Source organism: Bradyrhizobium sp. 23 (genome assembly GCF_023073295.1).
Classification (GTDB): domain Bacteria; phylum Pseudomonadota; class Alphaproteobacteria; order Rhizobiales; family Xanthobacteraceae; genus Bradyrhizobium; species Bradyrhizobium canariense_D.
Genome location: NZ_JADPJF010000037.1, coordinates 362890 through 379481, shown reverse-complemented (window position 1 = coordinate 379481; position 16592 = coordinate 362890). Strand labels below are relative to the sequence as shown.

The 16592-nt window shown below is 63.4% G+C and carries 15 protein-coding genes and 2 pseudogenes; 13 read left to right on the top strand and 4 right to left on the bottom strand.

The window, feature by feature from the left end:
* From IVB32_RS07925 to IVB32_RS07915, 3 genes and pseudogenes are all read left to right on the top strand, one after another.
* Window positions 1-510 (top strand): annotated as a pseudogene (locus IVB32_RS07925) (amidohydrolase family protein); the annotation flags it as partial.
* A 14-nt stretch (window positions 511-524) separates the two neighbouring features.
* Window positions 525-936 (top strand): annotated as a pseudogene (locus IVB32_RS07920) (Rieske (2Fe-2S) protein).
* Window positions 937-1007: 71 nt separating this feature from the next.
* Window positions 1008-1214, top strand: coding sequence for a hypothetical protein (locus IVB32_RS07915; protein WP_007615092.1), 207 nt, complete (start codon window positions 1008-1010; stop codon window positions 1212-1214).
* A 164-nt stretch (window positions 1215-1378) separates the two neighbouring features.
* Here IVB32_RS07915 and IVB32_RS07910 read toward each other — a convergent pair whose 3' ends face one another.
* Window positions 1379-2224, bottom strand: coding sequence for an SDR family NAD(P)-dependent oxidoreductase (locus IVB32_RS07910; protein ID WP_018453373.1), 846 nt, complete (start codon window positions 2222-2224; stop codon window positions 1379-1381).
* 194 nt (window positions 2225-2418) lie between these two features.
* Here IVB32_RS07910 and IVB32_RS07905 point away from each other — a divergent pair, with 194 nt between their 5' ends.
* From IVB32_RS07905 to IVB32_RS07890, 4 genes are all read left to right on the top strand, one after another.
* Window positions 2419-3915 carry an aldehyde dehydrogenase family protein gene (locus IVB32_RS07905; RefSeq protein WP_247299325.1) on the top strand — a complete coding sequence of 499 codons (1497 nt, stop codon included), beginning with the start codon at window positions 2419-2421 and terminating at the stop codon, window positions 3913-3915.
* 119 nt (window positions 3916-4034) lie between these two features.
* Entirely contained in the window at window positions 4035-5162 is a 1128-nt protein-coding gene (locus IVB32_RS07900) for an alkene reductase (RefSeq protein ID WP_026232520.1), read from the top strand.
* Window positions 5163-5379: 217 nt separating this feature from the next.
* Window positions 5380-5883 (top strand): GFA family protein, encoded by a 504-nt coding sequence (locus IVB32_RS07895; RefSeq protein ID WP_018453376.1) that lies wholly within the window; start codon window positions 5380-5382, stop codon window positions 5881-5883.
* Window positions 5884-5988: 105 nt separating this feature from the next.
* Window positions 5989-7650, top strand: coding sequence for a thiamine pyrophosphate-binding protein (locus IVB32_RS07890; protein WP_018453377.1), 1662 nt, complete (start codon window positions 5989-5991; stop codon window positions 7648-7650).
* A gap of 160 nt (window positions 7651-7810) precedes the next feature.
* Here IVB32_RS07890 and IVB32_RS07885 read toward each other — a convergent pair whose 3' ends face one another.
* Window positions 7811-9190 carry an LLM class flavin-dependent oxidoreductase gene (locus tag IVB32_RS07885; RefSeq protein ID WP_018453378.1) on the bottom strand — a complete coding sequence of 460 codons (1380 nt, stop codon included), beginning with the start codon at window positions 9188-9190 and terminating at the stop codon, window positions 7811-7813.
* A 241-nt stretch (window positions 9191-9431) separates the two neighbouring features.
* On the opposite strand from IVB32_RS07885, the gene IVB32_RS07880 reads away from it, so the two are divergent.
* The 6 genes from IVB32_RS07880 (at window position 9432) to IVB32_RS07855 (ending at window position 15119) form a co-directional block, all read left to right on the top strand.
* Entirely contained in the window at window positions 9432-10841 is a 1410-nt protein-coding gene (locus IVB32_RS07880) for a M20 family metallopeptidase (RefSeq protein WP_018453379.1), read from the top strand.
* 99 nt (window positions 10842-10940) lie between these two features.
* Window positions 10941-11852, top strand: coding sequence for an amino acid ABC transporter substrate-binding protein (locus IVB32_RS07875; protein WP_026232521.1), 912 nt, complete (start codon window positions 10941-10943; stop codon window positions 11850-11852).
* 115 nt (window positions 11853-11967) lie between these two features.
* Entirely contained in the window at window positions 11968-12699 is a 732-nt protein-coding gene (locus IVB32_RS07870) for an amino acid ABC transporter permease (RefSeq protein WP_026232522.1), read from the top strand.
* A 4-nt stretch (window positions 12700-12703) separates the two neighbouring features.
* Window positions 12704-13396 carry an ABC transporter permease subunit gene (locus tag IVB32_RS07865; RefSeq protein WP_018453382.1) on the top strand — a complete coding sequence of 231 codons (693 nt, stop codon included), beginning with the start codon at window positions 12704-12706 and terminating at the stop codon, window positions 13394-13396.
* A gap of 8 nt (window positions 13397-13404) precedes the next feature.
* On the top strand, window positions 13405-14136 hold the full coding sequence (locus IVB32_RS07860; protein WP_018453383.1) for an amino acid ABC transporter ATP-binding protein: 732 nt from the start codon (window positions 13405-13407) through the stop codon (window positions 14134-14136).
* Between the two features lie 122 nt (window positions 14137-14258).
* Window positions 14259-15119, top strand: a complete 861-nt coding sequence (locus IVB32_RS07855; protein ID WP_247369065.1) for a D-amino-acid transaminase — start codon at window positions 14259-14261, stop codon at window positions 15117-15119.
* 158 nt (window positions 15120-15277) lie between these two features.
* Here IVB32_RS07855 and IVB32_RS07850 read toward each other — a convergent pair whose 3' ends face one another.
* Together IVB32_RS07850 and IVB32_RS07845 are read right to left on the bottom strand one after the other, a co-directional pair.
* Window positions 15278-15739, bottom strand: coding sequence for a carboxymuconolactone decarboxylase family protein (locus IVB32_RS07850; protein ID WP_026232523.1), 462 nt, complete (start codon window positions 15737-15739; stop codon window positions 15278-15280).
* 29 nt (window positions 15740-15768) lie between these two features.
* Window positions 15769-16592: MFS transporter (locus IVB32_RS07845; protein ID WP_247410075.1), on the bottom strand; the 824-nt coding region annotated here is incomplete at its 5' end.

The window sequence follows — 16592 nt, the reverse complement described above, 5'->3', positions numbered from 1 at the left end:
GGCCCTGCCGCTCGGCATCCATGTCGGCGGCTATGGCGGGCATGCGCCGACCGGTGGCGGCTGGCCGTCCTATTATGTCGAGGAGCACCAGTCCAACGCGCACACCATTGCGGCGCAGCTTGCCAGCCTCGTGATCGAGGGTGTGCCGGAGCGTTTTCCGAAATTGAAGTTTGTCTTTATCGAGGGCGGCTTCGGCTGGATCCCGTCCGCGGTGTGGCGAATGGACCAGCATTTTGAGCGGTTTCGCAGCGAGGTGCCGCATCTCAAGGCAAGCCGTCGGAATATGTCCGCGAGCATTTCTGGTTCACGACGCAACCGATCGACGAACCTGACGAAGCCCGGCACCTGCGCTCGTTGATCGAATGGGTCGGCATCGACCGTCTCCTGTTCTCGTCGGACTATCCGCACTGGGATTTCGACGATCCGCGCTTTGCGTTCAAGACGCCACTGACGGAGGCCGAGCGAAGGAAGATCTTCAGCACCAATGCCCGCGCGGTCTACAAGTTCTGAGAAGGTCTGCACGGATGGCCCGTCACATCGTCGCGTCCACCTCGGAGATCCCACCCGGTGGCAACAAGGTCGTCGATGTCCGGCCGCGACATTGTCGTGTTCCACGTCAATGGCGAGTTCTTCGCTTTGCTGAACCGCTGCCCGCACGAAGGCGCGCCGCTGGAGAAAGCGGCCTGTGTCGCGCGACTGACCTCGCCCGAGCCCGGCATCTATCAGCGCTCGCGCGTCGGCGAGATGCTGCGCTGTCCCTGGCATGGCTGGGAGTTCGACATGCGCAACGGCCAATCCTGGTTCGACCCGAAGCGCGTCAAGATTAAGTCATATCCGGTCGCGGTGGAGCGAGGCGAGGAACTCCAGAAAGGCCCGTATGTTGCCGAGACCTTTCCGGTGCATGTCGAGGACAGCTACGTGATTGTCGAGGTCTGAGCAGCCGTTTCGGATTGTGATTTCGCCGCAGGTGGGATAAGCCTCGCCCGCATTTATGGCGGAGACGAGCTTTGTCGAAACAATCACTGCGTGAGGAGGCCGAGCGCCTGATCCGCGAATCGATGGAAAAGAAAACCGTCGTCGTCAAGCAGGGCGATACTCGCATCGAGGCCGTCTGTGGTAAATGCGGCGCCCCGAACCGTGTGCAGGCGCCAAAGGGCCAGACCCGCATCAAGTTCGCCTGCAAGAATTGCGGGCATCAGCAAGAGACGCTGTAGGTTTCTTCGCCCTCTCCCCCTGTGGGAGAGGGTGGCTCGCCGCATAGCGGCGAGACGGGCGAGGGGTTTCTCTCTGCGAGAGACACTGCTCCTGAATTTGCGGATGCAACCCCTCATCCGGCGCTTCGCGCCACCTTCTCCCACAAGGGGAGAAGGAAAAACGCCTAATCCCCCTTCACGAACTTCGCGAATGCATCCGCATGGTCCGGGTGCCAGCGTGACAGCGGCGGGCGGTTCTCCACGATGTCGCCGGCGGCCCACAGCATGCGCTTTTCATCGAGCGCGCGCGGGACATCGTTGTCCGGGCACAGAATGTAGAAATCCCCGGCCTCCAGCCGCGCCAACATGAAATTCACGGTCTGCTCGGCCGTCCAGGCGCCGGCCGGCTTCTCTGTGCGGCCCTTCGCGGTAAGGCCCGTAAAGACGAAGCCGGGAATCAGCAGATGCGCGGTGATGCGGCAACCCGCAGTGTTGCGCAGCTCGTGCTGGAGCGCTTCCGTAAAAGCTTTCACGCCTGCCTTGGAGACGTTGTAGGCGGGATCGCCGGGCGGGGTGGTGATGCCCTGCTTCGACCCGGTGTTGATGATGAGCCCCGCGCTGCCGCGCGCGATCATGTTGGGCGCGAAGGTGCGCGAGCCGTTGATGATGCCCCACATGTTGACGCCGATGATGCGCTGCCAGTTGTTGGGTTCGCCGAACAGCGTGCTGCCGGGCTGGATGCCCGCATTGTTCATGAGGATGTCGGTGCCGCCGAAGCGCTCGTGGACGGCGCGCTCCAGTTCCATCACGCTCTCGGCCTTGCTGACGTCAATCGCGAAGGTCATCACATGTGCGGCGGACGTGAGGGATGAGAGTCTTGTCGCGGCGTCCGCCAGCCGCGCCTGATCCACATCGGCGATACACACCTTCACGCCGTTTCGCGCGAAGGCTGCGGCGGCGGCGAATCCGATGCCGGACGCGCCACCGGTGATCACGGCAACATTGTCTTTGATGATCGCGGGATGTGGCATGGATCGGTCTCCGGGGAGGGGCTCGGTCGTGCTATAACATGGCACTCGCGCGACCCCGCACAAGTCGGCATGGGAGGTGTTCGTTCCGCGCCGACTCTACGCCTCTACTTTACGCCTGTCCGGCATCGCAGTATTCTATCGATCAACGATCCCACCCAGATCGAACCAATCAATCATTGACAGGGAGTTCAGCCATGGCTGTGTCGCAGGCTATTCCGATCACGCGCCATCCATTCGCCAACGGATCCTACAAGCAGATGCTGATCGACGGGAAGTGGGTCGATGCTGCCTCAGGCAAGCGCTTCGAGACCCACAACCCCGCGACCGGCGAACTGCTCGCAACAGTGGCCGAGGGCGACAAGGAAGATATCGATCGCGCAGTTGCTGCCGCTCGCCGCGCCTTCGAAGGGCCCTGGAGCAAGGTCAAGCCGTTCGAGCGGCAGAATCTGCTCCTGAAGCTTGCCGACCTCGTCGAGAAGAATTTCGACGAATTGTCGCAGCTCGACACGCTCGACATGGGCGCGCCGCTCAGCCGTACCCGTGCCTATCGCCTGCGCGCCGTCGGCATGCTGCGCTATTATGCCGGCCAGACCACCGCGATCCATGGCGAGACCATCGAGAACTCGCTGCCCGGCGAAATCTTCTCCTACACGCTGAAGGAGCCGATCGGCGTCGTCGGCGCCATCATTCCCTGGAATGGTCCGCTGACTGCGACGATCTGGAAGATCGGTCCGGCGATCGCGACCGGCTGCACCGTCGTGCTCAAACCGGCCGAAGAAGCGCCGCTGACCTCGCTGCGCATCGCCGAGCTGGCGATGGAAGCGGGCGTTCCGCCCGGCGTCATCAACGTCGTGCCTGGCTATGGCGAGACTGCGGGCGCGGCGCTTGCCGCACACCACGACGTCGACAAGGTTGCCTTCACCGGCTCGCATGTCACGGGCCAGTCGATCATCCGCGCCTCGGCCGGCAACCTCAAGCGCGTCTCGCTCGAGCTCGGCGGCAAGTCGCCGGACATCGTGTTCGCGGATGCCGATCTCGATGCGGCCGTGCCGGGCGCTGCGATGGCGGTGTTCGCCAATTCGGGACAGATCTGCAGCGCCGGCACCCGGCTTTTCGTCGAGCAGTCGATCTATGAGGAGTTCGTCGGCCGCGTGGCCGAGTTCGGCAAGAAACTGCAGGTCGGCAACGGCCTCGATCCCAACACCCAGATCGGACCGCTGGTGTCCGAGCAACAGCTCGAGCGCGTCACCAGCTATCTCGACATCGGCCAAAAGGAAGGCGCGCGGGCGCTTGCCGGCGGTGGCCGCGTCACCGAAGGCGCGCTTGCAAAAGGCTTCTTCGTCTCGCCGACAGTGTTCGCGGGCGTCCAGGACAATATGCGCATCGCGCAGGAGGAGATCTTTGGTCCCGTCATTTCGGCGATCGCGTTCAAGGACATGGACGAGCTGGTCAAGCGCGCCAACGCCACCACGTTCGGTCTCGGCTCGGGCCTGTGGACGCGGGACGTCAGCAAGGCGCATGCGGTCGCGAAGAGGCTCCGTGCCGGTTCGGTGTGGGTGAACTGCTACCAGGCGATGGACCCGGCCGTGCCCTTCGGCGGCTACAAGATGAGCGGCTACGGCCGCGAATCCGGCAAGCAGCACGTCGAGGAATATCTCAACGTGAAGGCGGTGTGGATCAAGACGGCGTAACACTGGTCTTTCCCGCGTTCCGCGGGAGGGAATATCTGCTTTTGCAGGGGCGGCGCCTTCTCTCGGTAGCCGCCCCTCGCTATATGATGCGCATCCTTCCTTCGCCATTAGAGGCCAGCATGAAATTCGAGGCGTTGTTTCAACCGTTGCAGGTCGGTCCGTACACGCTCGCGCATCGCGTCGCGATGGCGCCGTTGACGCGCATGAGGGCCGAGCGCGAGAGCTTTTCGCCGCGGCCGCTCAACGCCGAATATTACGGCCAGCGCGCCACCCAAGGCGGCCTGCTCATCGCCGAGGCCTCGCCCGTGCTCTCGCACGGCCGCGGTAATCCAGCGACGCCCGGCATCTATTCGGAGACGCAGATCGCGGGCTGGCGCAAGGTGGTCGACGCCGTGCACGCCAAGGGCGGCATCATCTTTCTCCAGCTCTGGCACGTCGGCCGCGTCTCGCATTCCTCCTTCCACGGCGGGGAGCTGCCGGTCTCGGCCTCCGCGATCCCGATCAAGGCCGAAGGCATGAAGGCGATGACTGCCGACGGCAAGATCTCCAACTATGAGACGCCGCGCGCGCTGGACACGGATGAAGTCAAGGGCATCGTCGAGGCCTTCAGGCAGGGTGCGAAGAACGCGCTGGCCGCCGGCTTCGACGGGGTCGAGATCCACGGCGCCAACGGCTATCTGCTCGAGCAATTCCTGCAATCACGCAGCAACCAGCGCACCGATCAATATGGCGGTTCGATCGAGAACCGCGCGCGGCTTCTGCTCGAAGTGACCGAGGCCGCGATCGACGTCTGGGGCGCGGGCCGCGTCGGCGTGCGGCTGTCGCCCCACGGCATCGCCAATGATTCCGGCGAGCCCGATCCGATGCCGCTCTACACGCACGTGGTCAACGCGCTCGACAAGCTCGGTCTTGCCTATCTGCATTTCATCGAACCGCGCTCCAGCGGCTCGGGGCGCGCCGAAGTCAACTGGCAGAACGTGCCGTCGGCGATGCTGCTGTTCCGCCCGCTCTACAGCGGCGTGCTGATGACCGCCGGCGGATTTACCGGCGAGACCGCGAACGCCGCCATTGCGGAGGGGCATGCTGACATCATCGCCTTCGGCCGCATCTTCATCTCCAACCCCGATCTGCCGCTCCGCCTGCAGCACGATTACCCTCTCACGCCGTATAACCGTGCGACGTTTTACGGTGGCGAGGAGAAGGGTTATACGGATTATCCCGCGTACGACGAACTGACGCCGGTCTGACACTGCTGTAGCCCGGATGAGCAAAGCGATATCCGGGGTTCACTCAAGCTCTGGTCTTCCCGGATGTCGCTTCGCTCATCCGGGCTACAGAGTTATTGTGTTGCCCCGACTGACACCACGAACTCCGTCATTGCGAGCGCAGCGAAGCAATCCAGACTGCCTCGGCGGCAAGACTCTGAATTGCTTCGCTGCGCTCGCAATGACGAGAGGAGAGACAATGGCCAAAGCCGCAGCCGCCGCAGGTATAGCCACCGGCCAGTGCCTCTGCGGCAGGGTTACCTTCGAGATCGACGTTCCCGCACGCTGGGCCTGGCACGATCACTCCGCCGCCAGCCGTCGCGCCCACGGCGCCGCCTATGCAACCTATGTCGGAAGCTGGAAGAAGCGGTTTCGCATCACCGCAGGTAAGACGGCGCTGACGCGCTACGAGGACAAGGCAACGAAGACCGCGCGCAGCTTCTGCGCGCATTGCGGCACGCCGATCGCATATGAGCGCCCGCGCGGGCCGCATATGGTCAACATCCCCCGTGCGCTGTTTAGGGAACGCACCGGCCGCCAGCCGCTCTATCACATCGCGATCGAAGAGCTGCAGGAATGGACCTATACCGGCGAGCCGCTGGTGCCGCTGAAAGGCTTTCCCGGTGTGGTCTGGCAGCGCTCGAAAAAAAAGAAGCGGGCGAGCGGCGAGGATCCGTTCGAGTTGGGGCGCGAGGAGATGTAGCGCTGTCCCACGCAACGCAGCCATGACCGCGCTTCCTTGCGCGCCTCCCGCGATTTCGGCCATCATGCTTTTTGCCTTGCGGCAACGTCCGCCTCTGGAGGAAACATGAAGAACAAGATCACCGGCCGCTCCGCCTTTCTCGCGTTGCTCAAGGACGAGGGCATCACGCATCTGTTCGGCAATCCCGGCACCACCGAGCTGCCGATCATGCATGCGCTGAAGGATCACCCTGACCTCGCCTATGTGATGGCGATGCAGGAGAGCCTGGTGGTGGCGATCGCGGATGGCTATAGCCGCGCCTCCGGAAAGCTGGTCGCCTGCAACGTCCATGTCGCGCCCGGCCTCGGCAACGCGATGGGCTCGCTCTACAACGCCCAGTTCACGGGCACGCCGATGATCCTGACCGCGGGCCAGCAGGAGCAGGGCCACGGACTGATGGAGCCGGTGCTGTATGGGCCGCTGGTGCGCATGGCCGAGCCGCTGGTGAAATGGGCGGTCGAGGTGACGCGGCTCGAGGATCTGCCGCGCATCGTGCGCCGCGCCGCAAAAGTCGCAACCACCCCGCCGACCGGGCCGGTGTTCATTTCATTGCCCGGCGATATCCTCAACAGCGAGGCAGGGATCGATCTCGGTCGCTCCACCCGCATTGACGCTCGCACAAGACCATCGGATGAGGCACTGAAGGCGTTCGCCGCCCGACTGCTCAGGGCCGAGCGTCCCGTGATCGTCACCATGGACGAAGTGGTCAAGAGCGATGCGCTGATGGAGGCCGCCGAACTCGCAGAACTACTCGGCGCGGCTGCCTACCAATCCTCGACGCCCTATGGCTCGCACTTCCTCTCGGAGAGCCCGAGCTTCGTCGGCACGCTGGCACGTGTCCAGAAAGTCGCGCGCGACACGCTTGCGCCCTTCGACCTCTTGATCGCGCTCGGCGGCGATCCCTTGCGGATGTCGGTCTACAGCGAGGTCGACGCGCTGCCGGAGGGCCTTGGCATCGTGCAGATCGGCCTCGGCGATTGGGAGATCGCCAAGAACTACGGGGCTGAGATCGCGCTGAAGGCGGATTTGAAGGAAACGCTGCGCGCGCTGATCCCGGTGTTGAAGGAGATGGGCGGCGCTGCCCTGGCGAGCCGCGCGAAGCAACGGCTGACCGAACTCGCGCCGAGGAACTGGACCGCGCGGCGCACCGCGCTGGTCGAGCAGATCGGCAAGGCCGCGGACCGCAGCCCCATCGATCCGGACTGGCTGGTGCTGCAAATGGTCGAGGCCATGCCCGCTAATGCCATCCTCGTGGACGAAGGCCTCACCTCGAGCCGCCAGATCACGGCCTTGCGTGCGCACCGCGATCGCTTCGGCTATCACGGCCTTGCCTCCGGCGGCATCGGCTGGGGCCTGCCGGCCTCCGTCGGCGCCAGCATCGCCAATCCCGATCGCCCGGTGGTCTGCTTCTCCGGCGACGGCAGCGCGATGTATTCGATCCAGTCGCTGTGGACAGCGGCGCATCACAAGCTGCCGCTCAATGTGGTCATTGCCAACAATGGCGGCTACCGCATCATCAAGCAGCGCCTGCTCGCCTTCCACGGCGACGACAATTACGTCGGCATGGATTTTGTCGATCCGCCGGTGGATTTCGCGGGCGTGGCTAAGGCGCTGGGATGTGAGGCAATCAAAGTCAGCGATCCCCGAGAGTTGAAGGCGACGCTGGCGTCGGCGTTTGGCCGGCCGGGGACGAAACTGATCGAGGTGATGGTGGACGGGAAGCTGTAGGGCAGCGTCACCTGCGGCATTGGTGCCGCCACATTATCAGTCGTGATCACCCGCGAAGGCGGCTGATCCAGTATTCCAGAGCCGGCGGTGATTGAGTCGAGACGCTGCGGCGTACTGGATGTCCCGGTCAAGCCGGGGCATGACAGCGTACCTAGCGGCGCTACCCCTTTCTCCCCACTCTGAACCCTGCCGCCGGATGCGGCGCACCTAGCCGCGCCCGCCCCTCGCCGAACAGCTTCTCGCGTAGCGTGCCCTGCGCGTACTCCGCCTTGTACCGCCCGCGTCGCGTCAGCTCCGGCACCAGCATGTCGGCGATGTCCTCGAAATCGCCGGGTGAGATCGCGAAGGCGACGTTGAGGCCGTCGACATCGGTCGCCTCGAACCACGCCTCGATCTTGTCCGCGACCATTTCCGGCGTGCCGACCACGACGGGACCTGCGCCGCCGACGCCGACATGCTCGATGACGTCGCGCACGGTCCAGACGCGATCGGGATCGGCGCGGGTGACGTTATCGAGTGCGCTGCGGCCGGCATCGTTCTGAACATGGCGCACCTGCTGATCGAGCTCGTAGCCGGAGAAGTCGATTCCGGTCCATCCCGACATCAGCGCCAGCGCGCCTTCCGGGCTGATGTGGCGGCGATAGTCGGCATATTTTTCGTTCGCTTCGGCTTCCGTCCGCCCGAGGATGATCGTCATCATCGAGAACATCAGGATTTCCGCCGGATTGCGGCCGAACGCGGCGGCCTCCTGACGGATCGCCGATACGCGCGGCGCGATCACCTTGGCTGACGGCCCCGACATGAACACGCATTCGGCGTGCCGTGCCGCGAACTGCCGTCCGCGCGGCGAGGTGCCGGCCTGATACAGCACGGGCGTCCGCTGCGGCGACGGTTCGCTCAGGTGGATGGTGTTGTTGATGCGGTAGTTCGCGCCCTCGTGGTTGACGCGATGGACCTTTGTGGGATCGGTGAAGATGCCGCGCGTGCGGTCGCGCAGCACGGCGTCGTCCTCCCAACTCCCTTCCCAGAGCTTGTAGACGACCTCCATATATTCGTCCGCGATCTCGTAGCGGTCGTCGTGCCCGATCTGCTTGTCCTTGCCGGCGCCGCGCGCGGCGCTGTCGAGATAGCCGGTGACGACGTTCCAGCCGATACGCCCCTCGGTGAGATGATCGAGCGTCGACATCCGCCGCGCGAACGGATAGGGCGGCTCGAAGGAGAGATTGCTGGTGACGCCGAAGCCGAGATTCTGCGTCACGGCGGCCATTGCCGACAGCAGCAGCAGCGGATCGTTCGAGGGCGACTGGGCTGCGTTGCGCAAGGCTGCGTCAGGACTGTTGCCGTAGACGTCATAGACGCCGAGCACGTCGGCCAGGAACAGTCCGTCGAAACGGCCGCGCTCCAGCGTTCTGGCAAGATCGATCCAATAGGGCAGGCGGTTATATTCGGCAGTGCGGTCGCGCGGATGGGTCCACAAGCCCGGTGATTGGTGCGCGACGCAATTCATCGCAAATGCATTGAGCCTGATCTGCTTGGCCATGATGGTCCCCCGGCGCCCTGTACCGGGCGCTCTTCGAATGATAGAGCTGCGCCCGAACTTGGCGAAGTTCTTGCATATAGCGCGACGTTGGCAAGGCCAAAATCAGCGGCGCTGCCGCGCTTGGCAAGCCAATCTCAAGAGAGCAAGAACGAAATCCCAAGACTATCGAAGTCCCCGCCACTTTCGGAGGCCTGCCCGTATCGGGTATGCTCCTTCGCCTCGCAACCTAAAAAAGAAAATAATGACCAGAGCCGATGCCATCGCCCGCGCCCGTGACGATTTTGAATCGGGCGCGTTCCTCGCCGAACTCGACCGCCGCGTCGCCTACCAGACCGAGAGCCAGAATCCGAACCGGAGCGTCGAGCTGCGCGCCTATCTGGAACAGGAGATGGTGCCCGCTTTTGCCGCGCTCGATTTCGAAAGCCGGATGATCGAATCTCCCAGCGGCAAGGCGCCGTTCCTGTTCGCCGAACGCCGCGAAAGTGAGACGGCGCCGACCGTGCTGATCTACGGCCATGGCGACGTCGTTGACGGGATGGAAGGCGAGTGGCGCGACGGCCGCGATCCCTGGCGCACCACGGTTTCGGGCACGCGTCTCTACGGTCGCGGCACCGCCGACAACAAGGGCCAGCACAGCATCAACATGGCGGCACTCCGCGCGGTGCGCGAGGCCCGCGGCGGCAAGCTCGGCTTCAACGCCAAGTTCATCCTCGAGATGGGCGAGGAGATCGGCTCGCCGGATCTCGGCAAGGTCTGCGATCTCAATCGCGATGCGCTCAAGGCCGATCTGTTCGTGGCCTCCGACGGGCCGCGCCTGTCCGCCGACCGTCCGACCCTATTCCTCGGCTGCCGTGGCGGCATCCGCATTCATCTCGATGTGAACCTTCGCGACGGCGGCCATCACTCCGGCAATTGGGGCGGTGTGCTCGCCAACCCAGCGACCATTCTGGTCAACGCGATCTCGACGCTGGTCGACGGCCACGGCCGCCTTCAGCTGGACGCGCTGAAGCCGCCGCGCCTCACCAACCAGATCCGCAGCTATCTTGCGGACGTGCAGGTGGTGCCGACCGAGGACGAGCCGGCGTTGGCCGAGAACTGGGGCGAGGAGGGTCTTTCGGCGGCCGAGCGGCTCTATGCCTGGAACACGCTCGAAGTGCTGGCGATGTCGTCGGGAAACATCGAGAAGCCGGCCAACGCCATTCCCGGCCACGCCAATGCCGTGCTGCAACTGCGCTTCGTGGTCGGCACCAAGGTCGACGGCCTGATCGAAGCCGTCCGTGCGCATCTGGTCGAAAGGGGTTTTCCGATGGTCGAAGTGCGGGCCGCACAGAGCTTCGCGGCATCGCGCACCGATTTCGACAGCCCCTGGATCGCATGGGCGGCGAATTCGGTGAAGGAGACCACCGGCAAAGTGCCGGCGGTGCTGCCGAATTTCGGCGGCTCGCTGCCCAATGACGTGTTTTCCGAGATATTGGGCCTGCCGACGATCTGGGTGCCGCACTCCTATCCCGGCTGCTCCCAGCATGCGCCCAATGAGCACATCCTGCTGCCATTGACCGAAGAGGCCTTGACGGTGATGGCCGGCCTGTTCTGGGATCTCGGGGAATTGCCAAGCCCGCTAACAAGCCCGCTAACGCGCCCGCCGGCCTGAGCCGTTAACCGGAGCCGCGATCCAGCCAAAAGTCACATTCTATTCCAACCCAATTTGTGCTTGCATCCCGCCGGCATCATCCTGAAAGGGGACCAAAACGTGAAACATTTCCGTAGCATCGGCCTCGCGCTCGCCGCGACCTTCGCCGTCGGCCAGGCCGGGGCCGAGGAGCTGACCGGCACGCTCAAGAACATCAAGGACACCGGCGCCATTACGCTCGGCTTCCGCGACTCCTCGATCCCGTTCTCTTATCTCGACGACAACCAGAAGCCCATCGGCTACGCGATGGACATCTGCTACAAGATCGTCGACGCCGTGAAGAAGGAGCTCAAGCTCGACAAGCTCGAGGTCAAGCTCAATCCGGTGACCTCGGCGACCCGGATCCCGCTGATGGCGAACGGCACCATCGATCTCGAATGCGGCTCGACCACCAACAATGCCGAGCGCCAGAAGCAGGTTGCCTTCACCAACACCCATTATTTGACCGCCAGCCGCTACGTCTTCAAGAAGTCGAGTGGCCTGAAGGCGATTGACGACCTCAAGGGAAAATCGGTGGTTTCCACTGCCGGCACCACCAACATCAAACAGCTCACCGAGGCCAATGTTGCAAAAAGCCTCGGCGCAAACATCATTCCGGCCAAGGACCACGCCGAGGCCTTCCTGATGGTCGAGACCGACCGTGCGGTCGCCTTCGTGATGGATGATATCCTGCTCGCGAGCCTCGTTGCCGGCTCGAAGTCGCCCGATGACTACGTCATCTCCAAGGACGCGTTCTCCAAGCCTGAGCCCTACGGCATCATGCTGCGCAAGGACGACGCGGCCTTCAAGAAGGTCGTCGACGCGGCGACCGCTGCGCTCTACACCTCCGGCGAGGGCCAGAAGATCTACGACAAGTGGTTCACGCAGAAGATCCCGCCGAAGGGCCTCAATCTCAACACGCCGATCTCGGCCGAGCTGAAGAACGAGTTTGCCAAGCCGACGGACTCGCCAAACCCGGACGATTATAAGTAAGCTATAACCTCGATCTTTCGATCGGGATCGTGTCCGGCCATCTTGACTCCAGGATGGCCGGACATTTGCATAGGCGCCAGGACATCGATGACTGGCGCGTTCGCGCGGGGGACACGTGAACTACAACTGGAACTGGGGAATCTTTTTCCAGCCGAACCCGATGGGGACCGGCACCTATCTCGACATGCTGTTGTCGGGCCTGGTGCTGACCCTCAAGACGGGTGCGCTCGCCTGGATCATCGCGCTGATCACCGGATCGATCGTCGGCGTGATGCGCACACTGCCGTCGAAGGGAGCGTACTGGTTCGGCTTTGCCTATGTTGAATTCTTCCGCAATATGCCGCTGCTGGTGCAGCTCTTCCTGTGGTTTTTCGTGCTGCCGGAAGTGTTGCCAAGGTCCGCGGGATTGTGGCTGAAACAACTGCCGAACGCGCCGTTCTGGACGGCCGCGATTGGCATCGGGTTCTTCATGTCGGCGCGCGTCGCCGTGCAGTTGCAGGCCGGCATCGGATCGCTGCCGCGCGGGCAGAAGATGGCGGCGACCGCACTCGGCCTGACGACCCTGCAGGCTTATCGCTACATCCTGCTGCCGATGGCTTTTCGCATCATCCTGCCGCCGCTGACGTCCGAGTTCCTCAACACCATCAAGAACACGGCTGTGGCCATCACCATTGGTTTGCTCGAACTGACCGGCCAGGCGCGCTCGATGCAGGAATTCTCGTTCCAGGTGTTCGAGGCCTTCACCGCTGCGACCATCCTCTATCTCCTCGTCAACGCCGTCGTCGTGACCGCGATGCGCTTCCTCGAGCGCTGGGTCGCGATCCCCGGCTACATCACGGGGAAGTAGCGCCATGTTCAGCAATTTTGATTTCGGGGTCATCATCCGCACGCTGCCCTATCTATTCTATGAGGGCATGACGTTCACGCTGATGCTGACCGGGCTTGCTGCACTCGGCGGCCTCGTCTTCGGCACGGCGATCGCGCTGATGCGGCTGTCCGGCTACAAGGTGCTGGGCCGCATCGCGGGCGTCTATGTCGACTTCATGCGCTCGCTGCCGCTGGTGCTGGTGATCTTCTGGTTCTACTTCCTGGTGCCCTATATCGGGCAATGGGTAACTGGCGCGTCGCGTCCGATCAGTGTCGGCGCGTTCGCGTCCTCGCTCATCACCTTCATCATGTTCGAGGCCGCGTACTTCTCCGAGATCATGCGTGCCGGCATCCAGTCGATCTCGCGCGGCCAGCCGGCCGCAGCCAACGCGCTCGGCCTGACCTACGCCCAGACCATGCGCTACGTCGTTCTGCCGCAGGCCTTCCGCAACATGCTGCCGGTCCTGATCACGCAGACCATCGTGCTGTTCCAGGACACCTCACTGGTCTATGTGCTGTCGATCACCGATTTCCTCGGTGCGGCTAGCAAGGTCGCGCAGCGCGACGGCCGTCTGGTCGAAATGTATCTATTCGCAGCGATCGTCTACTTCACCATCTCCTGTATCGCGTCCTTCGGCGTTCGCCGCCTGCAGGCGCGCATCGCCATCATTCGATAGAGTTTGCCATGATCGAGATCAGCCACGTCGACAAATGGTACAGCCCGGCCTTCCAGGTGCTGACCGACTGCACCACCAGCGTCGCCAAGGGCGAGGTGGTCGTGGTCTGCGGTCCGTCGGGATCAGGCAAGTCGACGCTGATAAAATGCGTCAACGCGCTGGAGCCATTCCAGAAAGGCGACATCAGCGTCGATGGCACTAAGGTCAACGACCCCAGGACCAATCTGCCCAAGCTGCGCGCGCGTGTCGGCATGGTTTTTCAGCACTTCGAGCTGTTTCCGCATCTGAAGATCATTGATAATCTCTGCCTCGCGCAGCAGAAGGTGCTCGACCGGTCGCGCGACAAGGCGGTGGCGAAAGGCATGCAGCTGCTGGAGCGGGTCGGCCTGAAGGAACAGGCGCAAAAATTTCCCGCGAACCTGTCCGGCGGCCAGCAGCAGCGCGTGGCGATCGCCCGCGCGCTCGCGATGGATCCCATCGTCATGCTGTTCGACGAGCCGACCTCGGCGCTCGACCCCGAAATGGTGAGCGAGGTGCTCGACGTCATGGTAGACCTCGCCCATGAGGGCATGACCATGATGGTCGTGACGCACGAGATGGGCTTTGCCCGCAAGGTCGCCAACCGCGTGATCTTCATGGACCGCGGCGAGATCGTCGAGGACGCCCCGAAGGACGATTTCTTCGGCAAGCCCCGCAGCGACCGCGCGCAGAAGTTCTTGTCGAAGATTCTGTCGCATTGATCCCACTGTCATTCCGCGACGTGCCTCCTGGCGCCGGTCGGGAATGACGGGTTGAGGGTTTCGTGGCACCGACAAATCCCTTATACCAGCGGGTAATCCCTATTCCCGCCAGGAGACCTGCCTTGGATCCGATCGCCTATGTCAACGGCTCATTCGTCCCGCTTTCGGACGCCAAAATTTCGGTCCTCGATCGCGGCTTCCTGTTCGCCGACGGCATCTATGAGGTCTCGGCCGTGCTCGACGGCAAGTTGGTCGACAATGCCTCGCATCTGGCGCGGCTGGAGCGCTCGGTCGGCGAGATCAAGCTGAGGCTCCCGGAGACGGTCGAGCGCATCACCGAGATCCAGCAGGAGCTGATTGCACGCAACAAGGTCGAGAACGGCCTCGTCTATCTCCAGGTCACCCGCGGCGCCGACAAGGGCCGCGACTTCGCCTTCCCCAAGGGCGACGTCAAGTCGAGCCTGGTGATGTTCACGTCGGAGAAGGACATCATCAACGCCGCCTCGGCCAAGACCGGCATCAATGTGATCACCGTGCCCGACATCCGCTGGGAGCGGCGTGACATCAAGAGCGTAGCATTGCTGGCGCAAGTGCTGGCAAAGCAGGCCGCGGCCGAAGCCGGTGCGGGCGAAGCCTGGATGCTGGAAGACGGTTACGTCACCGAAGGCGGTTCGTCTTCAGCGTTCATCCTGACCCAGGACGACGTCATCGTGACCCGCAAGAACTCCAACGCGATCCTGCCGGGCTGCACCCGCAAGGCGGTGGTGGCGCTGGCGGAAGAGCGTCAGCTCCGCGTCGAAGAGCGTTCCTTCACGGTCGCCGAGGCGCTCGCCGCCAAGGAAGCCTTCGCCACCTCGGCGTCGCTGTTCGTCCAGCCGGTGGTTGCGATCGACGGCAAGAAGGTCGGCGACGGCAAGCCCGGCCCGATCGCCCTGCGGCTGCGCGAGATCTACGTGGAGTTCGCGAAGGCGACGGCGGTTTAAGCTACCTACCGCCGTCATCGCCCGGCTTGACCGGGCGATCCAGTACTCCGTGACGGGAGTGCTGGACTCGAGAAGCCGCGGCGTACTGGATGCCCCGGTTAAGCCGGGGCATGACAGGCGAATGTATTGAGGCAGTTTGGCCTCCACACATCAGCACCTCACGCCACCGATGCCTTCACCTTCACCGGATGAACCGCACGGAACGCGATCGCGATTCGGTTCCAGGCATTGATGGCGCCGATCAGCATGGTCAGGTTCACCGTCTCCGCGTCGGAGAATTGCGGGCGGACCTGCTCGTAGACGTCATCAGGCGCGTGCGTCTCGGAGATCAGCGTCACTGATTCCGTCCAGGCCAGCGCCGCGCGCTCGCGGTCGGTGTAGAGCGGTGATTCGCGCCAGGCGTTGAGCAGATAGATGCGCTGCTCGGTCTCGCCGCGCTTGCGGGCGTCCTCGGTGTGCATGTTGATGCAGAAGGCGCAGCCGTTGATCTGTGACGCCCGGATCTTGACGAGCTCGATCAACGATTTCTCAAGGCCCGTCGACTGGATCTGCTCTTCCAGTGCCATCAGCGCCTTCATCGTGTCGGGTGCGGCCTGGTAGAAATTCATGCGGGGTTTCATGGTCGTTCTCCTTGCTGGCTGGGTTGACGTCAGTGGGCGCCGCCGGCCGAGGCGTGGCCGGCCTTCTTCAGGAAGAGGGTGGCGATCAGCGCGACGATCAGGGCCACGCCGAGCAGATAAAAGGTGTCGCTGAAGGCGAGGATATAGGCCTGCTTCTGCACGATATGGCCGATCGCAACATAGGCGCGATGCAACGCGTCCGCCCGATCGAGAATGCCGTGATTGACGAAGTATTGGGTGAGCTGTTCCAGCCGCGTCCGCGTCGCCTGCTCGAACAGCGAGACTGACTGCATCAGCACGTTGGAGTGATACTGCTCGCGCTTGGTCAGCAGGGTCTGCAACAGCGCGATGCCGACGGCGCCGCCGAGGTTGCGCATCATGTTGAACAGGCCGGAGGCCGAGCCCGCGTTCTCCGGTTCGATGCCTGAGGTCGCCACCGCAGACAGCGGCGCCATTACCAGCGCCTGGCCGATCGCACGAACCACATTGGGCCAGAGCAATTGATCGGCGGCATAGTTGCCGGTCATGTAGATGTTCATAAAGTTGGAGGCCGCGAACAGGACGAAGCCGACGCCGATGATGAGCCGCGCATCGAGCTTCTGCATCAACCGCGGGACCAGCGGGATCAGCACCAGCTGCGGCAGGCCGGTCCAAGCCAGCACCATGCCGATCTGCTCGGCATTGTAGCCCTGGATGCGGGCCAGATATTGCGGCAGGATGAACACCGAGCCGTAGAGCGCGATTCCCAGCAGGAAATTCGCGAGCATGCCGAAGCCGAAATTGCGGCGGACCAGCAGACGCAGGTTCAGGAGCGGCTTCTTCACGGTGAGCTCGATGATCAGGAAGGCGCTCA

What these genes read in the sequence shown, in the direction of transcription:
- IVB32_RS07910 (WP_018453373.1), bottom strand. Translation starts at nt 2,224, where the DNA reads ATGCCACATCCCGCGATCATCAAAGACAATGTTGCCGTGATCACCGGT.
- IVB32_RS07905 (WP_247299325.1), top strand. Translation starts at nt 2,419, where the DNA reads ATGGCTGTGTCGCAGGCTATTCCGATCACGCGCCATCCATTCGCCAAC.
- IVB32_RS07900 (WP_026232520.1), top strand. Translation starts at nt 4,035, where the DNA reads ATGAAATTCGAGGCGTTGTTTCAACCGTTGCAGGTCGGTCCGTACACG.
- IVB32_RS07895 (WP_018453376.1), top strand. Translation starts at nt 5,380, where the DNA reads ATGGCCAAAGCCGCAGCCGCCGCAGGTATAGCCACCGGCCAGTGCCTC.
- IVB32_RS07890 (WP_018453377.1), top strand. Translation starts at nt 5,989, where the DNA reads ATGAAGAACAAGATCACCGGCCGCTCCGCCTTTCTCGCGTTGCTCAAG.
- IVB32_RS07885 (WP_018453378.1), bottom strand. Translation starts at nt 9,190, where the DNA reads ATGGCCAAGCAGATCAGGCTCAATGCATTTGCGATGAATTGCGTCGCG.
- IVB32_RS07880 (WP_018453379.1), top strand. Translation starts at nt 9,432, where the DNA reads ATGACCAGAGCCGATGCCATCGCCCGCGCCCGTGACGATTTTGAATCG.
- IVB32_RS07865 (WP_018453382.1), top strand. Translation starts at nt 12,704, where the DNA reads ATGTTCAGCAATTTTGATTTCGGGGTCATCATCCGCACGCTGCCCTAT.
- IVB32_RS07860 (WP_018453383.1), top strand. Translation starts at nt 13,405, where the DNA reads ATGATCGAGATCAGCCACGTCGACAAATGGTACAGCCCGGCCTTCCAG.
- IVB32_RS07850 (WP_026232523.1), bottom strand. Translation starts at nt 15,739, where the DNA reads ATGAAACCCCGCATGAATTTCTACCAGGCCGCACCCGACACGATGAAG.